This window comes from Acidithiobacillus ferriphilus (assembly GCF_018854775.1).
GTDB lineage: Bacteria > Pseudomonadota > Gammaproteobacteria > Acidithiobacillales > Acidithiobacillaceae > Acidithiobacillus > Acidithiobacillus ferriphilus.
The window spans coordinates 1-22,391 of record NZ_JAAZTY010000065.1; the positions used below are offsets into that span (position 1 = coordinate 1).

Below are 22,391 nucleotides of genomic sequence, written 5' to 3' on the forward strand. Positions count from 1 at the left end.
CGCTGGGGATGTCATTGACCGTCAGCCCCTTATCAACAACCGAGGATTGTTGAAAAAAAAGCATCCACGGAGCGATCGTCGTTCCGAGATTGGCGAGTATGACATAGGTAAAGGCGCCGACCGCCGTCCCCACCGGAATGTGCCAGTTGCCCACCGCCGCGATAACCTGGCCCCAGTCGGGGTGCGCGGCGATGGCCAGGGGCACAAAAACGATATTGCCTGCGGCGATCCACAACGCCAGCCGCTCCCAGGTATGGTAATGCAAAAAAATCATGGTCGCGGCGACAAATATCCAGGCCAGCATGACCGAAAGGGCCGGCGGCACGGAGAACACGCTCATGCCCACACGGATACCGATAAACTCCGTTACCAGCGTCAGAATGTTCGCCACCGTCAGATCCAGCAGAGAAAACACTCCCCAAAAAGCGCCATAACGCCCCCAGATCATCTCGGCGTGACCGCGATGCGTCACCGCGCCAAGACGCACGGTCATCTCCTGCACCACATAGGCCACCGGGATCATGAGCAATAGGAAGGGGATAAAAAAACCGATGCCGTACATCGCCCCCGTCTGGGCATAGGTGATGACGCCGCCGGCATCGTTGTCTGCGATCATCACCAGGATACCTGGCCCGATCAGACTCAGAAACAGCAGTAGTCGCCGCCACCAGGAGGGATGATGGCGGAGCTGATAAATCCGCCAGCGATCCTGGATGCGCTCCCGCACCTCCTCGGGTAATCGCTGCAACACATCCGCTTCGCTGGGTCTGGCGTGCAGTTCGGGTGTGGTCGACATCAGCTCCCTCCTGAATAACATGTAAAAACAGTCACAACCAGGCCGCCCCGCATCCGGTGCCCTGAGTCGTCCCTAATGCCACGACGTGACTGTCCAGGCGGTTGCCGTTGGTACAAAATAAGCGGCACTTTTGTATGTCGGCATGGTCGGTCAGGTCAAGCGAAATATCACCCTTAAAAAGGACGAAATCCATGAGCGAATCTTTGCACACGCACGCCCCGCACGAAGAGGCTATTCATGAGGCCGCAGAACCAGCCACCCACAAGCCCACTCTGGGTCAGTGGGTGGCTATTTTTACAGCGCTGCTTGCTACGCTTGGCGCCGTTGTCGGTTATCAGGGGACGCATCTGATGAACGAGGTGCTGCTGGCCAAGAATGAAGCCGTGTTGGAGAAAGCTAAGGCAACGGACCAGTGGAATTACTACCAGGCCATTAGCACCAAAGAACATCTGATGCAGCTGGCTGTGGATCTGACACCGGCGAAACAGGCAGCGCCTTACCAGAAGAAAATCCTCAAGTATAAGGCCCAAAAAAAGAGTGTTCAGGCCGAAGCCCAACATCTGGAGCAACTTTCCAGCGCGGCCAACGGTCGCTCGGAACGATTGAACAGGCCGCATAACGACATGGCCATTGCGATGATTTTTTTACAAATCGCCATTTCACTGGCTTCCATCACGGCGCTGACCGGAAGGATTTGGCTTTTTGGAATGGCTATTCTCAGTGCTCTGAGCGGCGTCGGGCTTTGGGTTATGGCCTTGAGCCTGGCATGACATGGTTGCTCTTAAAACAGCAGCCGGTTGTGCTTCAAGAGTTGGATCGTTTTATTTGGTGGCGCTTCAGGGACTCGAACCCCGGACACGCGGATTATGATTCCGCTGCTCTAACCAGCTGAGCTAAAGCGCCGTGAGGCGCAAATTAAAGCGTTAACCTGCGTCGCTGTCAAGGGTAGCGGTGCGACTTGTCGCCCATTCATCGTCAGCGCAGCAGCCGACGGCTGAGCAGGCGCCATGCAAATCCATAGGCCACCAGGGTGTACAACAGCAAAACGCCAGCATGGTACAGCGCTTCGTGGGGCAGATGCCCGGTCAGCAGTGGTCGCAGCAGGGCCACCGCATGGGTCAGGGGCAGCACCTGTGCGAGTTGCTGGGCAAGGGGCGGCAGCGAATGGAGGGGATAGAAAACGCCACAAAAGAGAAACATGGGCGTCACCGCCAGGGTGAAATAATACATGAAGAAATCATAACTGCGCGCCAGTGCCGTCATGACCAGCGCCAGCCCGCCAAAGCTCAGTCCCGCCAGCAGAATGACCGGCAACGCCAGTAACACCCAGGGGCCTTGTATGGCGCCAAAAAAGCTGGCGACGATGACGATGGCCACGGCACTGATCAAGCCTTTCACGGCGCACCAAAGCACTTCGCCAGCGAGAATGTCGCTGACCCGCAAGGGCGTGGCCAGCATGGCCGCGTAAGTGCGTTGAGCGTTCATCCGGGTAAAAGCGGAGTAAAGCCCTTCGAAGCTGGCCGTATTCATCACGCTGCTGGCGACAATGCCGGAGGCGATAAAGGTAATGTAGGGCATCCCGTCCATACGCCCGACGAAGTGCCCCAGACCATACCCCAGCGCCAGCAGGTAAAGCAGCGGGTCGCCAAAGTTGCCGAGCAGGCTTGGCGCCAGCAGTTTGCGCCAGACACCGAAGTTGCGCTGCAAGACGGCCAGTGCCCCGGCTCCCGGCAAGGCGTCGCGTATCGGCATCATTCGGTTTCCTCTCGCAAATCGCGTCCCGTCAGGTGCAGAAATACATCCTCCAGGCTGGCGGGACGCTGCAACCAGCGATAGGCCGGATCCTCCACGAAGTGCGCCAGTAGCGGGCTCAGATCCGTCCCATAGCAGATCAGGGTATCGCCTACGCGCTCACTGAGGCTCACCCACTGGCGATGCAGATCCTGCGGGTCCGGCAGCGCACCGTCCACCCGGCGCAACTCGACGACGCCCGCCGGGATATTGGTGGTGATCAGGCCGCGCGGACTGTCTTCCGCCAGAATCCGGCCATGGTCGATGATTCCGACCCGGTCTGCCAGACGCTCCGCTTCGTCCATATAGTGTGTGGTCAGCAGCAGGGTGGTGCCCTGCCGCCGTAGCTCGCGCAGACGCTGCCAGATGAGATGACGGGCCTGGGGGTCGAGGCCGGTGGTGGGTTCGTCCAGCAGCAGCAATTTGGGGGCGTTAATCAGGGCGCGGGCGATGGTCAGGCGGCGTTGCATTCCGCCGGACAGCGAGTGGATCGGTTGCGCGGCATAGCCGCTGAGGGCCATAAACTCCAGCAATTCGGTGCTGCGCTGGCGGATCAGCGCTTTCGGCAGGCCGAAGTAGCGACCGTAGGTCCAGAGGTTTTCCTGCACGGTAAAATCGGGATCCAGGTTATCCGTTTGCGGCACCACCCCCATGTCTGCCCGCGCCGCACGCCCCATTTCTGCGAGCACCCGACCACCGAGGCGAATTTCTCCGCCATCGGTGGGTGTCAGTCCCTGGATCGCCCGCACCGTGGTGCTCTTGCCCGCCCCATTGGGACCGACCAAGGCAAAACACTCTCCGGCGGCAACGGCGAAGTCTACCCCGCGCAGCACCTCGCGTCCGCCATAACGCTTATGCAGCGCCCGTAGTTCAAGAAAGGCCGGATTCACGACAGGGGTCACCGACTCCTATCTCGGTTACTTCGTTATTGAGGGATTGTAACAGCGCCGCTTGCATGGCGTTGAACTGACCATGAAAGAAGTGGTCTGCGGGAAGCAAAATCTTCCGGGGCTGAACGGGCAGGGTATCGACCCAGTTTGCTACTCTGGCGGCGGGGACCAGTTCGTCCTGTTCGCCTTGAATCAGGGTCCACGAACAGGTCGGTGTCGGTAATGAACCGAAATCAAAGAGATTAACGGGCGGGGCAACGGTCAGAAGATGGCTGATACGGGGATGACTGTGCACGCTGCGATAGGCCACATAGGCTCCGAAGGAGAATCCGGCCAGCCAGATATCGAAGCCGGGGCGGCGCTCTTGCACCCAGTCGAGCACCGCCAGACAATCTTCGGTTTCGCCGCGACCATCATCATAGACGCCGGTACTCTCTCCCACTCCGCGAAAATTGAAACGCAGCGAGGGGATGCCCAGTTGATTGCAGGTTTTACTCAGACAATGCACAACCTTGTTGTTCAAGGTGCCGCCATAAAGCGGATGCGGATGAAGGATGATCGCCACCACGCCGCGCGTCTCTTTATCAGGGCACGCAGTGATACCCTCCAGCACACCCGCCGGGCCCGGAATGACGACGTGTTGGTCTACACATTCCAGGCCTGCGAGTTCGCCGCCATCGTAGAGGTGCCTGCGATCAATGGGCAGCATCAGATTCGCAGCCTTTCGACAGGTACGCCGTCGCGCAGATGGGAGTCGACGATTTCGCGCACATCGTCGGCGTCTACATAAGTGTACCAGACGGCATCGGGGTAAACGACGGCAACCGGCCCCTCGCTACACCGCCCCAGACAGCCGCAACGGTTCACGCGAACCTGGTTTCCGCCATGGATACCGAGGGCTTTGGCGTGCTTCTTGGCCATGTGAAACATCTCTTCGGCGAGGCCACTGTTATTGCAGGCCTGCTCGCCATTGTCGCGCTGATTTAGGCAAAGAAACATATGCCGTTGATAAAAAGCACCTTCCATAAGCGTTGACCCCCTCTTCATTCAAGGACATTATAGCAAAATTAGCCTTTACGGACAGCGTGTGGAGATGCCATGTTCAGCGATCAAGTCATCGCCAATATCGATAATGCCTTGCGTACCCTGACCGGACAGCAGATCGGCAGTGATCGGCCGTATCCGGCCAGGGACGTTCCCGACGCACTCCTGCGTCCCTGGGAGCGACAGCGGGCCGGACGCATGATGCGGGTCAACCATGCGGGTGAGATCATGGCACAGGCACTTTATACGGGTCAGGCGACGGGTACGAATGACCCTGCCCTGCGTGAGCAGTTACAGCAGGCCCGTATGGAGGAGGAAGATCACCTGCGCTGGTGTGAAGCGCGTCTGCGGGAACTCAACAGTCGTCCAAGCCTGCTCGCCCCGCTCTGGTACAGCGCGGGCTGGAGCATGGGCTTTCTGGCTGCCCGTCGCGGGCGCGCCAGCAATCTCGGCTTGGTCGTCGCGGTGGAAAATCAGGTGGAAGAGCATCTCAACAGCCATTTGGATGAACTCCCCGCCGATGATGAGCGCAGCCGCGCCATTGTGGCGCAGATGCGGGACGACGAAGTCGGGCACGCCGAAAAAGCGGAGGCGCTGGGCGCCGGAAAACTCCCCATGCCGGTACGTATGGCTATGGGGGTTTTTTCCAAGGTCCTGACGCGGGGGGCGCTCTGGATTTGACGGTTTAGGAGAGGTCTTTGCTGGGTGTCCGGACTGGGCGCATGTTCAACTCCGTACCCGGCAGGTAAATGCGGTAGTGTCCGGCACGTACGGCCTCGGCCATGCTGCCAATGGTTTGCTTGCTGAGCAGACCGACCACCTCGGCCTTGAGTGGTTTCCATTGCGTGTGCACGGGGCAGGCCGTTTCATCGGCGCAAGCCTTGAGGCCGAGCACGCAGCCTTGACCAAAAGGCTGTCCTTCGACAATTTCCACCACTTCCAGGATATTCAGTTGCTCTGCGCCGGAACGCATAACAAAACCGCCGCCGCGCCCCTTGAAGGAGTCCAGCACCCCGCGTTTGGCGAGATCTTGCAGAATTTTCGCCAGATATTGGGCGGGAACGTGCAGATAATCGGAGATGTCCCGGCTCAGTACCGATTCTCCGGGCGGTTGGGCGGCCAGATAAATCAGTGCCTGCAAGGCATATTCGCTGGTTTTACTTAGTAGCATAACGGCATCCTCAGCCTTCTTCTCGAACTTCATAGTCATGGGTGATCACCGCGGTTTTGCCCAGCATGATGCTGGCCGAGCAATATTTTTCCGCAGACAGGCCGATGGCGTGGGCTACCCGCTTGGGGTCGAGCGCCTTGCCGGATATCACAAAATGCAGATGGATCTCGGTGAATACTTTAGGGTCTTGATCCGCGCGCCGGGCACTTATTTCCACGACACAGTCGCGGATATCTTGCCGGGATTTCTGGAGAATCATGACCACATCAATACTGGAGCAGCCGCCCAGACCCATCAACAGGAGTTCCATGGGGCGCGGCCCGAGATTGCGCCCGCCAATCTCAACGGAGCCGTCCATGACCAGGGCGTGACCACTATCGGCTTCAGCGACAAAGCTCATCTGCTCAGGACCCATCCACTGTACGCGTGCTTTCACGAACCACTCCCTATTCCCGGAAATCACAGATTCCCATTTAATGACAATCAACTAGCCGTGTAAACCGCGTTTAATCAAAAAAACAGACGTTCCAGCGCCTCTCCCGGCTGTGCGGCGCGCATAAACGCTTCGCCGACGAGAAAAGCACCCACCCCCGCTGCGCGCAACGCCGCCACATCTTCACGGCAGTGAATGCCGCTTTCGGTGACCACTATCCGTCCTTCGGGGATCTCCGACAGCAGTTGCAGCGTGGTTTCAATCGTGGTGACAAAGCGCCGCAGGTCCCGATTATTGATGCCGATCAGGGGCGTGCGCAACTTCAATGCCCGCTGTAACTCGGCCACATCATGCACCTCCACCAGTACCGCCAGATCGAGGCTCTGCGCGGTGGCTTCCAGTCCCTGTAGCTCGGCATCGCTCAGGGCCGCGACGATGAGCAGGATGGCATCGGCCCCGATGGCGCGTGCCTCCCAGACCTGATAGGGATCAATACAGAAATCCTTGCGCAATACCGGCAGTGTGCAGGCCTCGCGGGCGGCAGTCAGATAGAGGTCGGCACCCTGGAAATAGTGCGCATCGGTCAGGACCGACAGGCAGGCCGCCCCATGGGTCGCGTAATCCCGGGCAATGGTCACCGGGTTGAAGTCCTCGCGAATAACTCCCGCCGACGGCGACGCCTTCTTGATTTCGGCGATCACGGCGGCTTGTCCTTGGGTTATTTTGGCCTGAATGGCGCCGATGAAGTCACGGGGCGGAGCCGTCATGGCCACTGCCGATTGCAGCTCCGTGAGGCCCAGGCGGGCTTGGCGCCCAGCCAACTCTTCGCGTTTGCGGGCAATAATTTCTTTGAGTATGTCGGCCATCGTCTATCCCTGTGGAGTTTTACCCAGTAAGGCCTGCCACTTGTCCCAGGCGGCGCCGGATTCCAGCACGTCCCGTGCCAAAACCACACCAACGGCCATGTCGGGAACTACGTCTGCTGCATACAGGGCAGCTCCAGCGTTCAGCAGAACCACGTCGCGACGGGGTCCCGGCTGATTCCGTAGCACCTCCTCGGCCGCCGCCAGCGCCGCCGCCACGCTGTCGATCTGTAAAGCAGCCAACGGTGCCCGCGATATGCCAAAATCCTCCGGCTGAATCCGTTTGCGGCTGATCACGCCGTCTTTTAACTCGGCGATATCCGTGGGTTCCGAAAGGCTGATTTCATCCAGGCCATCGTGACCATGGACGACCAGCACATGGCGCGATCCCAGCTCACGCGAGGCTTCCGCCAGAGGGATCAGCCAGCGCTCGGCATAAACGCCGAGCACCTGATGCGGTGCCCCCGCCGGATTGCTCAGTGGTCCCATGAGGTTGAACAGGGTGCGGATGGCGAGTTCCTTGCGCGGGCCGACGGCGTGGCGCATGGCGCCATGGTGCGCCGGCGCGAAAAGGAAGCCGATGCCGATGCGCTCAATGCTTTTGGCGACATCTTCGGGGCTCATGTCCATGGGCAGACCGGCCGCTTCCAGCACATCGGCGCTGCCGCTGCGGCTGAGCATGGAACGGTTGCCGTGCTTGGCCACCCGTGCCCCGCCGGCCGCCGCCACCACGGCAGACACCGTCGATATGTTGAAGGTGCTCAGGGCATCGCCGCCGGTGCCACAGGTGTCCAGCAAGTGATCGGTGGAGACCTGTACGCGCGTCATGCAGGCGCGCAGGGCCTGGGTGGCACCGACCAGTTCCTCGACTCGCTGCCCTTTCATGCGCAGGCCCATGAGCAGGGCGCCGATTTGTGCGGGCGTCCAGTCCCCGGCCATGATGCCGGCGAAGACCGTTTCCGCCTCTGTGCGCGACAAGTCCTGCCCCGCCACGATTTGCTCCAGTATGTCCCGGACGATCATCGCGCGCCTCCTTGCAGAAAGTGTTGCAGCAAGGTCTTGCCGTGCTCGCTGAGAATGGATTCGGGGTGAAACTGTACACCCTCCACATCCAGGCTGCGGTGGCGCAAGCCCATGATTTCTCCTTCCGCGGTCCAGGCCGTCACCTCCAGCGCCGCGGGCAGTGAGTCGCGCTCGACGATCAGGGAGTGATAACGGGTGGCGGCGAAGGGGTCCGGCAAATCCCGGAATATCCCCTGGCCCTGGTGAAAAATGGGCGAGGTTTTGCCGTGCATCACCTGCGCCGCGCGGACGACCTTGCCGCCGAAGGCCTGGCCGATGGCCTGATGCCCGAGACAGACCCCCAGCAAAGGGATTTTCCCGGCGAAATGATGGATGACGTCCAGCGAGATGCCCGCTTCGTTGGGCGTGCAGGGTCCGGGGGAGATGCAGATGCGGCTGGGAGCCAGTTTTTCGATAGCTGCCACGTCGATGGCATCATTGCGCTCGACCCGCACTTCCGCCCCCAGTTCGCCGAAGTATTGCACCAGGTTGTAGGTGAAGCTGTCGTAGTTATCAATCATGAGTAGCATAATAAAATTATCCTATTGATTTGTATGTATTCTACTATAAAACACTCGCGAATCATGCCCTCTTCCATGCCCGCTTTTTGCAAGGTGGTGCTTTAATTGGGCTGTAGATTACGCGTTCTCCGTAAAAAGTGCGATTTAGACAGCCACCAGCACCCGATGCGAAGGGTGTTCGTCCGAGCACCCGCCCGCGCTGGTTCACCAGTTGGTCGATGGCTTCACACTGACCATCGCGGAAGTTGACGGTGGGGTTGGCTAGGGCGATGCGAAGCCGGACGAGAGTGACGGACTGAAGGGTCATAATGATAACGACTGTTGCAGTTGATCTACCGCGTCAACTGCCAAGTCTTCATCCTCATCAAAGACGCTTTCCAACATTTCCGGATGGCGCGGACCGTTACCGATTCCATGCAGGCAGGTAACTTCACGAATGAACGCATTGCCTGAGGTCATTAGCTTTGCGTTTGAACCAGATTCTGCAAATTCCAACAGATCCGATTCGGCAGCCTTGTTTTTCTTCTGGGCCTTTACCTCGACGCCATTAAGCCTAAAAACAGCCAGTGCCTGCTGTGCGGCCTCGGTTAGAGTGGTCAAACTCAGGATCGCCGTCTTTCCACCTGCCCTCATGGGCTGTGCGGTAGCTTGTGCTGCATTGGTTCCAAGTCCCAAGAGTCGATCAATATTTCCCGATGCCATAGCTTGCATGGACAAGGACTGCAAATGAAGGTCCGGTACTGTTTCTGCCATTACGGCGATAGATGCCAATGCTTCATCGGTGGCCAAATAGCTAAGGCGTCCCGCACGATAGCGAAGCTTGGGAATCCTCCGCTTTCGCTCGTATGCCGAGGCCTCGTCAAATCCATTGAGAAGCTCTTTGAACTCGAGCTCATACGAACCGCGTAGCCATCGAGCTTGATGGAGCAGGGTATCGATGGATACCCTATGTAACTTTTGACGGAACCAGCGTGTGGAGGTCCAGCGTTTTATGTTCTCAAGATAGCTGCGTTCATAGATGGCAGAAGAATAATCCAGAACCGGAATCCTGAATCCCTCGCCTCGAAATACTTGTTGTAACTGCTGATGACTCTTTGGATTGGCCAGTAGAAATCTCTTCAGGTCGCCTATAAGTGTCATCCACGAAATTTCACGGCGGCTTTGCCGAAAATCGTTGCGTCCACTGATCCATTCTTCTACAGGCAACTCAAGGCTCTTGGGTGACCCATTTTCGTGCATGTTTAAGCCAAGATCGCCCAGGCGAGCACGAATGATATTTAGTGAGTCCGCGACAGCCTTCTTTGAGCCGACCAAAGTGATGTCGTCAACATACCTGAAGTACCGGGCCGGGAGACTTCCAGCCAACTCGTCTAGTTGGCGCAATACGAGATTTCCGATCAAATGGCTGAACATCGGTCCGGTCAGGATGCTTGGATTCGAATCAGTCGCTAATTTGCTGTGATTATCGATCAGTTTTTCACCCAACATGCGCCAGCGATTTTCCAGGCCTGTTGCTTGAGCCCGTGTTTTCCACGCTGACAACGCAAGTTCTGGGCGAATCGAAGGATAGAACTTCTTGATATCCATGTAACGAACTACCCCATCAGGGAGGTCATCACATGCTTGGGCTATGGCGTTGTGCCTATCGTGCAGTCCTGCGCTGTAGTGGGAAAAAATGCCGGATCTATCCTTGCCGGCACTCAGTGAATAACTGAAAACGCAAGCGGGATTCGAAAACCCCTGGTGCCTCGAACACTCGTCCAGAAGTGCGGCCTCTACCAAGGCTTCATTGGCACTCGGAAGAAATATGGCGCGATGATCAATCGTTGCTCCGCCAGACAACTCCTTGAAATGGTGGACGTGCAGGTAAGGAAGATCAGTGCGCGTCAGTACCAGATCGGTCGCGACCTGCTGTGCCCACAGGTCGGTACGTGCGGCTTCATTATGTAAATAGTACCGAAGTGCTAGATAAGCCAGTACATCGCGGCGGCGGTATTGATTTACCGCCCGCACAGCAAGGATTCCTGGACGCTCACGCTTCATGGGGTTCGAACCAAATCAAGACGCATGACCGCCAATCGGACAGGCCGAAGCCGGTCTGGTGTCAAAGCCGACCAGAACTGAACCTCAGAGGTAAGGAAGCTATCGTTGACCGCGCCATCCGTATTGACGCGAACAAATCGATGCCATTCCTTTACCCAGCGCCCAACTGTTGAAAACAATCCACTGCCCGAAACCGCCGAATTCATTTGCGGTTCAATCCAGATCGCCACGCTTTCATCACCAGAGGTATGACGGAATAGCTCGGCCAACTGGGGTTGAGCATCTTTTTGCTTGCCTGACGTTGTTAGAAAACCACTGAAATTGGCGACCACCAGTAGATTCTTGCTAATACTGGTTTTTGCGCGAACCATGTTCTGAATCAGATCGGTATTACTAAGATTGTCTGTTACGTCCCATGGAAGGAGTTCTGCCTGTACGAAAATGGCTTGGGATTCGAGAAAAGGGGTCAGTTCTGCGAGCATTTCTTTCGCATATTGGCGCGCGAAGTCTGAAATCTCCGCGCCGATGAGACGAATATGCAGGGGCATCCTGGGCAATACGTCATGGGCGCGTAGCTCAGCGATCGTACTCAGCAGCGAAAAGGCGGCAGCACCCGCTCCACAAGGCGCATCGGTGATGCATACCATGTTCCCGCTTAATGTCTGGAGAATCGCGTTCGATATCCGGGCGACTTCCTTCGTGGAGTTGGTTACTGCCAACTGCGCACGGGCTGCCGAATTATCAAATTGTTGGGCAAAATGCTTGTCAGTTGCTGCTTTGTCCAAGCCTCCGACCGGCGAATCCCCAACCGTCCGGGACTGGGCCAGTTCACGTAGGCTATAGCGATCAATTAGCGTTTCATAGGCCTGTGCCAGTGCGTCTGGCAACCTCAGAATCTTCTTCTCGCTATCCCACAGCGTTTTCGGCAACCGTTCTGGCTCCAATAGTCGATTCGCCGCCGTCATGCAAAAAAATCTCCATGCGCTTCGCCGTGCATAACTTTGTCGACCAGGATCATTGGCGAGAACATAGGGTGGCTAGTTTTCATAGATCCCGCCCCAGAAGGCGCGCTTCCGTAGGCGCTCCTCCCAACCTATCCCGTAACCACGGCATATCCGACAACTCATCCGGCGGACGTGTAGTGGTGGTCACAATATATTGGAATAGTGGCTGACCATCCCCCTGTTCGAGATTGCGCACTAAATGGAACAGCCGATGGTAGACGCTGAGTCCAAGGTCAGCCTCTCGCGGGCTGTCATGGATCAGGAAGGCAGGCAGGCGGATGCCGCCCTCGATGCTCATGCACATCACAGCCAGGTCGAAGGCAATGACTTTCAGCGAGTCAATGGCGGCCGTGGAGCGTTCGCCCCCCAATTCGACCGATAGTTTTAGCCCGTTGCCGTCGAGAGTGACCTTGCCTCCTGCATTGGGGCCGACCATCTCGCGAATGATGGCGTCGAAGGAGCGGGATAAGCGGCTGAATACGTCGGCCTGCGCATCGCGAAAGGCGGTGGTCAGTGCGCGTTTCTTTTCGATTTCACCAACCAGCACCTCGGCGCTGGCGTGCTTTTTCTCCTGGGCTAGCAGATATTCTTCCAAGCTGCCTGCATCGGTTATCAATTGTTTGGTCTTGCCCCAAGCATCGGAGCGCGCGTCACGACTGCGTTCTACTTCACGCACTCGCTGGCGCAATCCTTCTGCGTAGGATTGTGCAGGTTTCAGCTCCCGCGTGATCTGAACTTTCTGTGCTTGATTAGCTTGGAGGCGGGAGCCTTCCTCCTCCAGATCGCGAGTGAGCTGTTCCAGGCGTTTCTTTGTCGCATCCAAGTCCGGCAGCTTGTGCGATAGCTTGCAGCCCTCGGCAAGCGCCCGGCTGATCGGCACGTCGCAGACCGGGCAGAGCGGGGTTTCGTGTTGATCTATCTCTGCCGAAATACCAGGTCGCTCCCCCCTGATGCGCCGCATCAATCCTTCGATTTCCGGGATGCGTGCCTCAACTTCTGCCAATGTTCGTTTCAGGCATTCTGCCTGCTCCCTCGCTTCGTCGGCTTGAGAGCGAAGAGCATCCAGATCTGAGACATCCACGTCCGGTGAAACGGTCGCCAATCGTGCCAGCCTTGCCTTGGCAGCTTGTCGTAGCGGCTCCACCGCCAAGCGGCCAGGTAGTAGTTCGTTCGGATTCAGGCCGAGTTCGGCAATCAGCCGCGCACGAACCCGATCCGCATCACTTGCATGTCGAACCGCTTCTTGCTCGGTTTCCTTCTGGCTACTCTCCAACGCGCCGATTTCGGCACGCAGCTTGTATTCCTCTGGGACGATAGCGCCAATCAATGCTCGTAGCGCATCCAGGAGTTTGGTCGTCGATAACCCGCGCGCGGGGGAACCGGAATCAGAGTCTGAAGAGCGCCAATCCAGCACCTTGTCGAAACGGCATTCTTGATCCCGCGATAGCCAGGCCAGCGCGACCTGCCAAGCTTGCAACGGATGTTCAACGGGGATCAGCGCCACCACATCGGCAGAGAGAATTTGGCTCTCTACCGTTTTCAGAAAAGGCTCGATTCCAGTGGCGGAATAATTACCCGCGAGCACCTGCTCCAGTCCTGTGTCGGGCACTGCATAGTGCAGGCGATGGCTACCGATAGGCCGCAACACCGCCCATTGAGTGCCATCGATCATCACCTCTGCGCCAACCATGCCCTCAGGAAACGCTAGTCCGATGCGAAAGCGCTGATCGTCAGGGGAGAAACTATCTTCGCCCAGCACATAACGCAGCAAGCGACAGAACAGGGTTTTGCCGCTGCCATGCCCCAAATCGCTTTCGGATTCTGGTGTCATGCCCAGGTCGGCTGGGTCGGGCGACCAGATGATGTTGAGTCCTGGACGCAGCACAATTTCACGAAGCAACGTCCCCGGCTTTTCCCATATCACCAGACGGCGAACCCAGAATCGCGGCTCTGTGCGGCCCGGCTCGGGTTTGATTTCCACCCCGGAGCGCGGCAACAGATCAAGCTGCCCGGACATTTACCCACTCCCGCAATGCTTCCGGCACGGACTCGGCGACCTTATCCGTGCCTCGCTCGCTCAAAACGCGCAACACCATACCGACCCGCCCTTCAGGCCAGCCATCCGTAATAATGGAATCCAGTCCCTGCCCCCTTGCCCAGGTTTGCGCAGCGAAATCCTCGACCAATCGTCCCCGTCCAAGAAGGCCGCGAACGGCATTGCCCCAGGCATGATCTGCTGGAATCTGCAGCGGTGTAACACCCGCAGCCAGCGGCTCAGCTTCGGCACCAATCAAGCGCCGCCATTGCGCGGCCTCATCGGCAGACAGCGATGGCGTCAGCAGTCTGGGCCGCATGGCGAGCAAGGCGGCCAGCCGGATATCGCGTATGGGCATGGGGCCGCCAATGGCTTTGAGAATCGCCGCCAGCACCACGGTTTCCTCGTTGGCCTGATCCGTTTCCGGCCTCTCCCATTCGGCATCGGGCAGGCTCGCCAGATCAGACAGACTCAACGATTTGAGAACAACTGCATGAGGTAGATAGCAGCAACTCGGATCGGCAGGCGGTGGCACTAAAGAGCTGACGAAGGGCTGTCCAGTACGTTGTGCTTCGGCGAGAGCATCGTAGAGTGTGAGGATAGTGTCCTTGGTGCGGTAACTGCCGTACTGCGCTTCATCCTTGCGCTTGACGATGGGAAAAGTGTCCATGATGTAGTCCACATCATCGCGAGCGATGCCATAGAGATGGAAGAAGACGGCGTCGAGTTCGCAGCGGAGCTGGAAGCGGCGAGCTTCGTCCCAGCGGAAGGGCGGGCCGTCGAAGCCGCAGTCGCTAGCGAAAGACTCCATATCCAAAGCGGTGTAGCTAAGTTCTAGCACTCGCTGAACAATCCAAGACGTAGGTGTTACGAGGTTTTTGCTCGAATCAATACTTGGCCAAGGGACTCTACTGAGGGTGTAACCCTTGATATGCTTATCCACGAATGGACGAAGATAAAAATCGAACAGAAAAGCATTAAATGCCGCTGCATGGAAAGCAAGAGGAATAGAAAGGGCATTTTCCTCCATAGTTGGTACAACCATGGGAGTGTCATAGGTTGAAACAAATCCAGGTGGTGCAAGACATGCAATTAGCGTTCTTTCATCATCGTTCCGGGCTATATCTCGAAAAACCAAACGAGGGTATTTACTTATCCAAAGCGATGGCCCTAGCCCTTTACGCTGGAGCCTCTCTGCAACGTCTTTTTCTAAAACCCACGCCTCCGGTTGAGAAAAATTAACGTTGAATTGATGAATATTTCTATTTTTCAGTACTACCCAGTCGTTTTCGTTCCTTGGCTGTTCGGAGATTAATGCCTTGTCGGACGAAGTGTGGAACTCAGCAACAATTCTGAATTTAAGGGGCTGATGAGCGCGTAATTTCTCCCCAATAGCTTGGTGTACTTTTGCATACTGGGAATCGTCGTAAATTGTCGCGGCGAAATCCTCACCCAAAACAGCACGAAGAGAATCATGCGGAACAATAACAGCCGCTTGATTGCGCAATTCATCAGGTGCATGAACGACGGTTGTAAACCTGTGGGGTTTGGCTTTCTCCCGAGCAAACGTGATGCCGCAAAATCTGTAGCTGGCATGCACATGAGGAAAGAATGACTTACCCCCATTCTGAAAGTGCTTCAATTCGGTCACGTTGTAATGTTCAAATAATTGATGCCTAAAAGCGCTAGAGTCATCCTCAACAAAAACACCCAAAGGCGTAAGAAACGAGCCAAAACCGTTCTCAACCAACAACCCCGGCGCTACAACAAGAAACAGTTTGTATAGGTCACGGCGACCATTAAGAACTGCATATTGGTTTGACTTGAAGCAATGTTGAAGACGGGCAAATTCTTCTTCAGCTGCTTCTCCATGACCGGCAGTCATCATTTCCCAAGGGGGATTGCCAAGTATGCAATCAAATCCACCTTCTCCCTCCGCGCCGAACACGGCGGGAAACTCCAGATGCCAATGGAAAAAACGGTATTGAGTGGCCAGAGCGCGCACCTGTTCTTTCAGCCGAGGGGCTACGCTGTACGGGTTGCGCTCGATGTTGCGTAGATGTTCGGTGGTGAACTCTGTACCAGAGTCGGTGCTGTGCTTGGGCCAGACGAAGGCGGCGCACCAAGCATCATGCAGCAACTTCGCGTTGTCGTAACCACTACCCTGGACGATGTCGCGGTATAGCTTTTCCTTTTTCTCCAGCGCATCCAAAGTATCGTCGTCCAAGTTTTCCAGTTGAACGATGGCGGCGGGGAGATTGCCGAGGCGATCCCAGGGTTCGGCATGGCTGAAGTCGAAGCCGCCTTGCCCGGCGCGGGCGGCCTGGTTGAGCTTCTTCATCCAGGCGGCAGCCTCTTTCGTATCTCCGGCGATGGGCTTGTAGGCATCATCTGGGATACCGTCTTTGATCGCTTTGGGCGTAGCGCCCAAAAGGCTGTTGCCGCATTTGATGTGGTGGTCGAGAAAGGTGAGCGGTTTGCCCGGTTCCACTGCTTCCAGCCAGAGTCCGAGCTTGCACAGTTCGACCGACATGGGATTGATGTCCACGCCGTGGATACAGTGGCTGATGACTTCACGCAGGGTATGGCGCAGCAAATCTGGTGCGGGTTCTTCGTCGCCCGCACGCAGGATAGCAAGCCGCCGCGCAATGCGCTGGGCAGCGGCGATGATAAAGTGGCCGCTGCCACAAGCGGGATCGCAAACCTTGAGAGCGAGAACGGCATCATCGGCAGACTTGTAACCAAGATTGGCGAAGTTGCGGATACGCTCGTCGAGCACCGGATTGAGGGCGCTATCGAGCAGGCAATCCACCAGACTGGCCGGGGTGTAGTAACTGCCGGAGGTCTTGCGTTCGTTACCGGCAGCCTGTTTGAAACCGAAGTGCAGTGTGGGTGTGGTTTCGGCGATGGGGTGAAGTTCTAGCAGGCTTTCATAAACGGAGCCGAATTCCTCGGTGGCCAGCGCACCGAAGTTGACTGGGGTGCGCTGGCCGGTTTTGGGATCATCGAAATAACAGAGCCGATCCAAAGCGCTAAAAAGGGCGGCGTTGCTCAGGCGGCAAGCGGCCAAAGGTCCGAGGCTTTCCGGGTGAAAAAGCTGGCCGCCCAGTACGGTGGCGCCGAACGCGGCGGCCTGTTCTGGGTGTTCAAATATTTGGAACGTGGCAAGCAATGCCAGCCAGGCATCGTGAAAACGCTCGACCTTCAGACCGCGCGTGATCGCCAGGCGACGCAAGCGTTGCACGCTGTAGTGCTGGTAGTAAAGGTTGAGGTTGCGGGAAGGTGTGCCTTTGGGAAAGACCAGCCCACGCTCCTCGATCACCATCAGGAACAGCAGCCGATAGACAATGCGCAACAGGTGGTTGAAATAAGCGTCGGCCTTGACCTGTCCGTCAGCGATCTGCTGGCGGAATGTCTGGTTATCGGGATGCGCCAGAAATCCGGTGCCGAGGATTTCCAGCGCCTCAGTAACGGCGACGCGCAGCCCTTCGCGGATGCGCGTGCCCTGCTCGATGCTGTCCTGATGATAACGCTCCAGCCAGCAGGTAGATGAAGCTTCTATGGTCTGTGGCAGTCGTGAGACGTGCAGCAGGCGGTAGAGGATGGCGAAGTCAGCGAACAGCCCATCGCTGAAGATGCGGTCGAGGTCGAATTCCAGGTAGCTGAGTTTGATGAGGCGGGAGCTATCGCGCAGCAGGCGTAACACGCGGCCATTAGTGACCAGACCGTAGAGCTCATCGTGCAGGTTGAGATATTCCTGCACCAGGGCGTGGGCGGACATGCGCGGCGCGCCGATGTGGGTGCGCTCTGGCTTCCGATCCAACTCCGCTACTTCGCTTGCACCGATGATGTGGATAGGAGTTTGGCCGCGATTGGTGACGCGGTGGGAGATGGCGTAGGTCTTGCCGTTGAGTTCGACCCCTTTCGCCTGGTATTCGAGTTGGTAGCCGAGCAGGCCGAGCAGCGGCGTGATCCATTGCTGGCGGGTTTCGGTGGTCGCGGGGGAATCTGGCCGGAGCGTTTCCAGCTTGCGCTGGAAGATGCGCCAGTAATCTTGCGCGTCGGCCCAGGCGCGGGCGATTTCGTCCTTGACCTTGGTGCTGGTCTCCAGGCCAAAATCGGCGGGGCGCTGTCCGGCGGCATCGTCGAGACGGTCGAGGATGTCCGGCGAGAGGATGGCGCCTTCGATGCGGATGCTGGGGTAATTCATTGCCCGCCCGTTCTGTTCTGAGTCCTGCGATATTTTTGCAGGCGGCTGTTGGGTTTTTCGGGCAGGGTGTACTCGATCAGGCCAGCTTCCATGAGATCGGCGATTGCTTGCTTGGCTGCGCCGGAAACAGATTTATGACCCAATGCTTGCGCAATTTCCGAACGGCCCAATGGGAAGCGAGCGGTCGCCACCATTATTCTTTGATGAATCGACTCTAGCCCCCACTCTGCCCGCCACTCTGGCCGAGAGCGCCATTCACCCTCTGACTCTGGCCTCGACTCTGGCCTCGACTCTGGCCTCGACTCTGGCCTCGACTGGGTCGACTCTACCCTCGCCTGCGATTCCGCCACCTCCAGCGCCGCCGGATGGATAGGCAGCCGCACCATGAAATAGCTGTGGTCTTCGTCGAACTCGAATTCGGCGGGCGGGGAGCCATTCTTTTCCATGGCTTCCATGATTTTTGGGATGCCGGTGGAGCGCCCCTCGGTGAATTCCAGTTCCTTCAGGAATTCGCCGATGCGGCGATTGCGATAACGCCGTGGTTGGGCGCGGCCCGCGCGCAGTTGCTCCAGCCGCACCGAACGATCCGGCCCCGGATAGCTGATGACCATCAACTCGCTGTACTCAATGCGTACCTCAATGGGTTCGCGCGTGTCGTAGCCACGGTGGTAAACCGCATTGACGACGGCTTCTTCGATGGCATCGTAAGGGAAGTTTTCGACGCGGGTTGACTCGGCTCGACCGTGATGTTTAATGACGGTTTCGGTAATCAGGTTGCGCTTGATGTAATCGAGCGCGTCGCGGGTCATGCGCGGGATCGGGCCTTTGAATATTTTTTCCGAGAATTTATTTCCGCCCGGCCCTTCCTTGGGAAACCAGACCACGTCAATCTGCATGGCCGGGAAGAAACGCCACGGCTCGGGGTTGAACATCATCAGGCCGACGTTGAGGGGGAACGGCGCTTCTTCTGGCCCGCCCACAACGCCCATCTGACGACCAAGTTCGACCAATGAAAGATTGGGTGCCTGCCCGGCCAGATCGCTGCCCACCTGTTGCAGATATTCCTGCATCAATTCGCGGGAGAGATTTTCCACCTTGGCCTGCTGGTTGACGCGGTCATCGTGGGGAATGGTGGCCGCCAGCGACATCAACTCGGTTTCATCCGCCCCCTTGGCACGTATGGTGCTGGAGCCTTTGCGGATGTAATAGGCGTAGTCCCTGCTGTCTTTGCCCAAGCTGACTTTCGCCTTGTAAGGGCGCGTCGGGCCACCCAAAGCCCAGAGTACCAGAACATGCCGCCCTTCGATTTCTACGGGAACGGCAATGGGGTGGTAATAGGGGGCGATGGCGTTGAAGCCGAGATGAAGAAGTTCCTTCTGGATCGCGTCAATCTGCGCGACATCAATACCGACGGGAGGCAGCACGGGGCGACCATTTTCTTCCTGAATGCCGATCAGGATATAGCCGCCCCCCAGGTTGTGAATGTCGTTGGCGAAAGCACAGAGCGTGTGCAGGACAGCTTCCGGGTTCCAGCCCGCCTTGAATTCGAGGCGTTCCCACTCGACGGGCTTGCCGCGCAAAAGGTCATTGATATTGATCGGCAGCGCCATGGTTACTCCGGCAACAGGATGTAGATGCCGAGAAGATCCATCGGCAACACGGGATAGACAACCTGAAAGCGCTGCTTGTCCATGAGGGCGCTGAAGCGTTCGTGGGCTTCGACGAGACGCTTGGACTGCTGCTCGGCAATTACGCGAAATTCATCGTCGAGATTATCGAGAAGCTTGAGTTCGTTCTCCAGAAAGCTGGCGCGAGCCTGGGGCGAGAGATCGGATGAGGCACGCGCCTCTGTCAGTACCGCTTTGGCTTCGGCGTGATCGAGAAACTCTTTCTGCTGTGGTGTGCCGCGCCAGCCCCAAAGCAACATTTCCTCTGCGACAATCTGGTGATTGAGCTTGGCTTGCTCGATGACGTTACGGCAGCGGAAGAGCAGCAGCGTAGTCTTGATGCTGACTTGCCGGGAACGCACGACAGCGGCACGGACGGCGCGCTTGTCTACCCTGGCTAGGGTGTTGGCCATAACGAGTTGGCATAGCTGTTCGACGAAACGATGGTTGCGCCCCAAATAGTGATAGCCCTCCGGTGTTGGAGAGTGAAAGCTGACCTTGATTGCATCGCGCTGGGTGCTGTGGCTAAGATCGGGCAGCAACTCGCGCAGTTGCGGGGGCAGGTTACCCAGGACGACACGGTAGCCTTTGGCATCCTTGTCAACTTGGACACCAAGCAGGTTGTTCAGCGCAGAGGTGACGAAATTTTCGACCGCACATGGGGCACCTATGGCCTCGTCTACATCGCGCAGATCGGCCTCGATTTCCTGCGCCTTGATGGCGTTCTGGGCAAAGATGCTGCGCGACGCTTTTTCGCGTTCGGCGGCTTCATCGATCTTGCGGGTGACGTTGGCGCGGGCGGCCGCCGCTTCGTCGAACTGGCCGAGGTCGAATTCGATCTGGTTATTGCCGACGCGCTTCTTCTCGATGTGGCGGTTGGGGTTGAGGAGCAGCGCCTGGGTGATAGTATCGATGATGCTCTGCGAATCTTCGGGAAACGGGACGTTGATGCCGGTGGCGCGCTTGATCTCGCGTACCTTGCGCAGGAGCACATCGAGGACGACGCCATCGATGGGATTGTCGGCACCGTAAAGCAGACAGGCTTTGACGGTGGGAGCCATCTGGCCGAAGCGGTCGACACGGCCCTCGCGTTGTTCCAGCCGATTCGGGTTCCATGGCAGATCGTAGTGCAGCACGCCGGTGAAGTGCTCTTGCAGGTTGATGCCTTCGGAGAGACAGTCGGTGGCCACCAGTACCCGCAGCGGCGACCTGCCCATTTCTTCAATCCGCTGCTTGCGCAACTCGTCCGGCAGTTCGCTGGTGATGACTTGCAGGTCGAGCTTGGGGAATTTTTTCTTGAGCACGGGCGCAAGTTGTTCGCCGATGTATTTCGCAGTGGCGATGTAACGGCAGAAAACGACAGGTTTGAAGCCGCTATTCAGCCAGTCGTCGAGGATCAATTCGGCTGAAGCCAATTTGTGGTCCTGCTTGATGTTGCCAAGCTGTTCGAGCTGCCTGGCAAACTCGCGCAGTTCCTGACGCTGACGCTGGGTCCAGGCGTTGCGTTCGAGAATCTGGGTGGGGGTGTTATCGCCTTCAAAGCCAAACTCGGCGTCGCGAACAGGGTTGTCTTCAGTCTCTGACTCCATGGTCATTGAAGTCTCGGCATCATCAGATGCTACGGAGGTTAGACCTGTCAGCCGGGTATTGAGCATCTCGATGCCCGCGGCAGGGCTGGACATGACGCCCCGCAACAGAGCAAGTGCAGTCCAGTAATGCACGCGCTTGGTCTCGCCACGCGCTGGATCAGGCGCAATCAGGCGGCGGGCAAAGCCGATAATCTCTTCGAAAAAACGCTGGTAAGCGGGCGAAAGCTCACAGGGCCACTCAAAGGCATCCCGCTTGGGAAACGGCGTGTCTTCGCCCAACCATTTTTCGACATCGCCGCGCTTGCGTTGCACAAAGTATTTTGCGAGTTCGCGCCGTTGCTGTTGAGTTGATTCCGGAATGTCCAGTCCCGCAAAGTCTTTGCGTAACAATCCAAGTAGCGACTGAAATTCCTCTGGCTTTCCGCTGTGCGGGGTGGCCGTGAGGAGGATAAGTTGCTGCCCAGGCTTTTCCGCGATGCGGCTGATCAAATGGTAGCGCTGCTGCTGACTCGCTGAGGCCCCCGCCGGACGAGCGTTGGTATGCGCTTCATCGACGATCACCAGTTCCGGGCATTGTTCGATAAACACGTCGCGCCGGGTATCTGATTTAATGAAGTCGATGCTGATGACCTGATACGGGTAGTAGTCGTAGACGCTGGTATCCCCCTGAATCTGGCGATCCAGCCGCGCCTGGGTATTGGAGCGGATGATGACGGCTTCTATGTCCACCTTGGCGCGAATCTCTGCCTGCCATTGCTCGCACAAATGCGGCAGACAGATGACGGCGAAGCGCTTGATTTTGCGGCGCTCCAACAATTCCTTGACGATCAGCAGTGCTTCAACCGTTTTGCCGACACCGACATCATCGGCAATCAGCAGGCGTACGAACTCCTGACGCAGAGCCATGATGAGCGGCACCATCTGGTAGGAGCGAGGCCGGAAGGAAAGCTTGGCCAGCGCACGGAACGGCCCCGCGCCATTGCGAAAAGCGAGTCGCGCAGAGTCGTAGAGCAGGCGGGCAGAGCTGATATCACCGAGGTCATCGGCGGCGGGCTCTACAAAGCGCGCATCGGCGGGCCGATCGCTTTCAATGGCGAGTGGCAGATAGATGCCGGCGATCTCGTCGTCCGACCCGCCGAGCGGCTTGACGACCAGGAGATCGCGATCTTCCGAGGGCAGCACGATCCAGTCGCGCCCGCGTAAGGTGACGAGCTTGCCGGGTTGCAGAGATGATTGCGAAAAAGCCGTCATCGCACTTTCCTGAAGATATCC

At 57.6% G+C, this 22,391-nt stretch carries 18 protein-coding genes and 1 tRNA gene; 2 read left to right on the forward strand and 17 right to left on the reverse strand.

What is annotated here, in order from left to right; genetic code table 11:
• The coding region (locus HF921_RS05385) for an NRAMP family divalent metal transporter (RefSeq protein ID WP_215893452.1) at positions 1-796 on the reverse strand (796 nt) is incomplete at its 3' end.
• A gap of 191 nt (positions 797-987) precedes the next feature.
• On the opposite strand from HF921_RS05385, the gene HF921_RS05390 reads away from it, so the two are divergent.
• Positions 988-1,566 (forward strand): DUF4337 domain-containing protein, encoded by a 579-nt coding sequence (locus tag HF921_RS05390; protein WP_064219002.1) that lies wholly within the window; start codon positions 988-990, stop codon positions 1,564-1,566.
• A gap of 56 nt (positions 1,567-1,622) precedes the next feature.
• Here HF921_RS05390 and HF921_RS05395 read toward each other — a convergent pair.
• The 5 genes from HF921_RS05395 to HF921_RS05415 form a co-directional block, all read right to left on the reverse strand.
• Positions 1,623-1,699: transfer RNA gene (locus HF921_RS05395), tRNA-Met, on the reverse strand.
• Positions 1,700-1,771: 72 nt separating this feature from the next.
• Positions 1,772-2,551: an ABC transporter permease gene (locus HF921_RS05400; protein ID WP_064219003.1), complete on the reverse strand. Its 780-nt coding sequence runs from the start codon at positions 2,549-2,551 to the stop codon at positions 1,772-1,774.
• Positions 2,548-3,489 (reverse strand): ATP-binding cassette domain-containing protein, encoded by a 942-nt coding sequence (locus HF921_RS05405; protein ID WP_319025474.1) that lies wholly within the window; start codon positions 3,487-3,489, stop codon positions 2,548-2,550. The genes HF921_RS05400 and HF921_RS05405 overlap by 4 nt, the downstream gene beginning before the upstream one ends.
• A complete protein-coding gene (locus HF921_RS05410; RefSeq protein ID WP_064220439.1) occupies positions 3,458-4,186 on the reverse strand; it encodes an alpha/beta hydrolase in 729 nt (242 codons plus the stop codon). The genes HF921_RS05405 and HF921_RS05410 overlap by 32 nt, the downstream gene beginning before the upstream one ends.
• Positions 4,186-4,476, reverse strand: a complete 291-nt coding sequence (locus HF921_RS05415; protein ID WP_226834353.1) for a (2Fe-2S) ferredoxin domain-containing protein — start codon at positions 4,474-4,476, stop codon at positions 4,186-4,188. The genes HF921_RS05410 and HF921_RS05415 overlap by 1 nt, the downstream gene beginning before the upstream one ends.
• A 99-nt stretch (positions 4,477-4,575) precedes the next feature.
• Here HF921_RS05415 and coq7 point away from each other — a divergent pair, with 99 nt between their 5' ends.
• On the forward strand, positions 4,576-5,202 hold the full coding sequence (coq7, locus tag HF921_RS05420; protein WP_215861922.1) for a 2-polyprenyl-3-methyl-6-methoxy-1,4-benzoquinone monooxygenase: 627 nt from the start codon (positions 4,576-4,578) through the stop codon (positions 5,200-5,202).
• A gap of 4 nt (positions 5,203-5,206) precedes the next feature.
• Here the strand turns inward: coq7 and HF921_RS05425 are convergent, their stop codons facing one another.
• From HF921_RS05425 to HF921_RS05475, 11 genes are all read right to left on the reverse strand, one after another.
• Entirely contained in the window at positions 5,207-5,692 is a 486-nt protein-coding gene (locus HF921_RS05425) for an RrF2 family transcriptional regulator (RefSeq protein WP_064220436.1), read from the reverse strand.
• A gap of 10 nt (positions 5,693-5,702) precedes the next feature.
• On the reverse strand, positions 5,703-6,128 hold the full coding sequence (locus HF921_RS05430; protein ID WP_064220435.1) for an OsmC family protein: 426 nt from the start codon (positions 6,126-6,128) through the stop codon (positions 5,703-5,705).
• A 74-nt stretch (positions 6,129-6,202) separates the two neighbouring features.
• Positions 6,203-6,991 carry an indole-3-glycerol phosphate synthase TrpC gene (trpC, locus tag HF921_RS05435; protein ID WP_215891982.1) on the reverse strand — a complete coding sequence of 263 codons (789 nt, stop codon included), beginning with the start codon at positions 6,989-6,991 and terminating at the stop codon, positions 6,203-6,205.
• 3 nt (positions 6,992-6,994) lie between these two features.
• A complete protein-coding gene (gene trpD, locus HF921_RS05440; RefSeq protein WP_215893453.1) occupies positions 6,995-8,011 on the reverse strand; it encodes an anthranilate phosphoribosyltransferase in 1,017 nt (338 codons plus the stop codon).
• The gene (locus tag HF921_RS05445) at positions 8,008-8,580 is read right to left on the reverse strand and encodes an anthranilate synthase component II (RefSeq protein WP_065414171.1); all 573 of its coding nucleotides are present in this window, start codon (positions 8,578-8,580) and stop codon (positions 8,008-8,010) included. Before HF921_RS05445 ends, trpD begins: the two co-directional genes overlap by 4 nt.
• A gap of 294 nt (positions 8,581-8,874) precedes the next feature.
• Entirely contained in the window at positions 8,875-10,614 is a 1,740-nt protein-coding gene (locus HF921_RS05450) for an RNA-directed DNA polymerase (protein ID WP_215893454.1), read from the reverse strand.
• Positions 10,611-11,579, reverse strand: coding sequence for a hypothetical protein (locus tag HF921_RS05455; protein ID WP_215893455.1), 969 nt, complete (start codon positions 11,577-11,579; stop codon positions 10,611-10,613). Before HF921_RS05455 ends, HF921_RS05450 begins: the two co-directional genes overlap by 4 nt.
• 79 nt (positions 11,580-11,658) lie before the next feature.
• A complete protein-coding gene (locus HF921_RS05460) occupies positions 11,659-13,635 on the reverse strand; it encodes a hypothetical protein (RefSeq protein WP_215893456.1) in 1,977 nt (658 codons plus the stop codon).
• Positions 13,619-17,863 (reverse strand): Eco57I restriction-modification methylase domain-containing protein, encoded by a 4,245-nt coding sequence (locus HF921_RS05465; RefSeq protein ID WP_215893457.1) that lies wholly within the window; start codon positions 17,861-17,863, stop codon positions 13,619-13,621. The genes HF921_RS05460 and HF921_RS05465 overlap by 17 nt, the downstream gene beginning before the upstream one ends.
• Positions 17,860-19,473 carry an RNA-binding domain-containing protein gene (locus tag HF921_RS05470; protein ID WP_215893458.1) on the reverse strand — a complete coding sequence of 538 codons (1,614 nt, stop codon included), beginning with the start codon at positions 19,471-19,473 and terminating at the stop codon, positions 17,860-17,862. The genes HF921_RS05465 and HF921_RS05470 overlap by 4 nt, the downstream gene beginning before the upstream one ends.
• Before the next feature lie 2 nt (positions 19,474-19,475).
• Positions 19,476-22,370: a helicase-related protein gene (locus tag HF921_RS05475; protein WP_215893459.1), complete on the reverse strand. Its 2,895-nt coding sequence runs from the start codon at positions 22,368-22,370 to the stop codon at positions 19,476-19,478.
• Positions 22,371-22,391: the final 21 nt, after the last annotated feature.